The following is a 2,567-nucleotide window of genomic DNA, read 5'->3' on the forward strand; positions in this document are numbered from 1 at the left end:
GTCGAAGGCTCGGAGCGGCTGGAGCCCGGCCAAACCATCCGCGTCCCCCCGCTAGGCGATCTCGACGGTCCGCCGCCGCCGCGCCCCATCGATCCGCACGTCGCCAAAGATTTGCAGCAGATGGTGCTCCACCGCGACGAGGACGTGATCGTGCTGAACAAGCCGACGGGCCTTGCGGTCCAGGGCGGCACGGGCACGACGCGGCATCTCGATGGCATGCTGGACGCGCTGAAGTTCGAGTTGAACGAACGCCCGCGCCTCGTGCATCGATTGGACAAAGACACCTCCGGTATTATCGTGCTGGCGCGCAATGCCCTCGCTGCCAGCAAACTTGCCGCCGCGTTCAAAGACCGTGAAACCGAGAAGATCTATTGGGCCGTCACTGCCCGCGTGCCGGTACCCGATGAAGGCACGATCAACCTCAGCCTCGCCAAAAAGGGCAGCCCCCAGGGTGAGCGCGTGGCGGTGGATGGGGAAGAGGGGCAGAAGGCGATTACCGAGTATGAAGTGGTGGATTTCGCCGCCTCGCGCGCGGCTCTCGTGCGCCTGCGCCCGATCACGGGGCGCACTCATCAGCTCCGCGTCCATTGCGCGGCCATCGGCACGCCGATCTTGGGCGATGCCAAATACGGCGGGGCGGACGCGATCATTCACGGTGTTGAGTATATGCGCTCGCTGCATTTACACGCCCGGCGGCTGAAAGTCCCGCACCCGCGCGGCGGCTTTCTGGAAGTCACGGCCCCAATTCCGCCCCATATGAAGGCCACCTTTGCCTACTTCGGCTTTACGGCCCCGAAGGGAGCCTAAGGGCATGGCGGCGATTGATCTCATTCTGTTCGATGTCGATGGCACGCTGGTCGATAGCCAGCACACGATTGTCGCCTGCATGGAAGCGGCCTTCGCCCGGCATGGGTTGCCGGTCCCGGACGCGGCGGCGGTGCGCCATACGGTCGGGCTGGCGCTTGCCGAAGGGGTGGCGCGGCTGTTGGCGCAGGACCCGGCCTTAGCCGAGGTCGATCCTTATGCCGTGGCCGAAACCTATAAAGAAGCCTATCTCGCCCGCCGCACCGCCACCCCGCCGCCGCCGACCGACCCGCTCTATCCCGGCACGCAAGCGCTGTTGGATCGGCTGCTGCGGCAGGAACGCTTGATGGGCGTCGCCACCGGCAAAAGCAACCGGGGCGTTTCGGTATTTCTGGATACCCACGGCTTTCATAAGCATTTCGTGACCCATCAAACGGTCGATACTGCCCCCGGCAAGCCCGATCCGACGATGATCCGGCAGGCCGCCGCCGAAGCGGGAACGGTTCCGGCGCGGGTGCTAATGATCGGCGATACGGTCTATGATATGCAAATGGCGCGGGCGGCGGGGGCGATGGCGCTGGGGGTCGACTGGGGCTACCACGCCCCAGAGGCGCTGACGGCGGAGGGCGCGCGCGCTATTCTCAAATCCTGGGACGATCTCGACCCCTATCTGACGTAACCGGACGGAGAAGGCCATGATGGACGAACGCCCCGTATTAAGCGGCCCCGCCCGAAAAGAGCCGAGCGCGCCGAAACCGCCGCGGCCCCCACGCTCCTGGTTGAAAACCGGGCTGTTGATCGCGGGCGGCGGCGTTGGGCTGGTCGTGGTCGGCGTCGGCGGTCTTCTCTTCCTCGTCGATCCCAACGATCACCGCGACCGGATTGCGGCGGAACTGCAAGCGGCGACGGGCCGGGCGGTGACGCTGGCGGGGCCGATTACCCTCACGCGCTCGCTGTCCCCCTCCTTGGTGGTGGAAGGCGTTACGCTCGCCAATATGCCCGGCGGCTCCCGCCCGCAAATGGCGACGATCGGGCGGCTCGAAGTGCAAGTGGCGCTGGTGCCGCTGATTCTGGGCGGGCGACTTGAGGTCGAAAAACTGGCGCTCAGCAAAGCCGATATTCTGCTGGAGACCGACGCCAAGGGCCAAGGCAATTGGGTGTTTAGCCCCGAGCCGTCCCCCGCGGTCGCGCAGAGCGGCAGCGCCGCCCCGTCGGTCCCGAAAAGCGGCGGCGGAGCGGGAAACCTGCCGATCTTGAAGGAAGTTTTGGTCAGCGATAGCCGTGTGGTTTACCGCAGCGGCAAAACTCAACAGCGGCTTGATCTTAACCGGCTCGGCTTCGCTCTGCCCGATGGTGGCAAGCCGGTGCCCGTGGCAATCAAGGCGGCGTTGAATGATGCGCCCTTTGATCTTGCGGGGGAAATCGGCGCGCTCGCCAGTCTGGTTGCCGCCGAAGGCGCTTATCCGGTGAAGCTGAAGGGCCAAGTGGCGGGGCTGGATCTGGAAGCGGCGGGAACGCTTGGCCTTGGCAAGCAGCAGGGTCAAGCGGACGGCACGCTAACGCTTTCGGGCGAAAGCCTAACCAGTTTGAAGAAAGCCGCCACCGGCTTCGGTATCGCCTCGGCGGACTGGCCGGACAAGTTGCCGAAGTTTACCCTCACGGCGCAGGCGGCGCTCGCCGCCGACAAGCTCACGCTTACCCGCGCGGTTCTGACCACGGGCAAGACGGAAGCAACGGCGACGGGGACCGTCAATCTCGCCGGA

Annotated in this window: 3 protein-coding genes; all 3 read left to right on the plus strand. The window is 65.6% G+C overall.

Going from position 1 to position 2,567, the window contains the following annotated elements:
* Positions 1-807, plus strand: an 807-nt coding sequence (locus tag ACIQ36_RS19930; RefSeq protein ID WP_395832616.1) for an RluA family pseudouridine synthase, incomplete at its 5' end; no start/stop codon positions are given.
* A gap of 4 nt (positions 808-811) precedes the next feature.
* Positions 812-1,483, plus strand: a complete 672-nt coding sequence (locus ACIQ36_RS19935) for an HAD-IA family hydrolase (RefSeq protein WP_395832618.1) — start codon at positions 812-814, stop codon at positions 1,481-1,483.
* A gap of 16 nt (positions 1,484-1,499) precedes the next feature.
* The coding region (locus ACIQ36_RS19940) for an AsmA family protein (RefSeq protein ID WP_395832620.1) at positions 1,500-2,567 on the plus strand (1,068 nt) is incomplete at its 3' end.

The sequence above is a fragment of the Elstera sp. genome (assembly GCF_044372965.1).
Classification (GTDB): domain Bacteria; phylum Pseudomonadota; class Alphaproteobacteria; order Elsterales; family Elsteraceae; genus Elstera.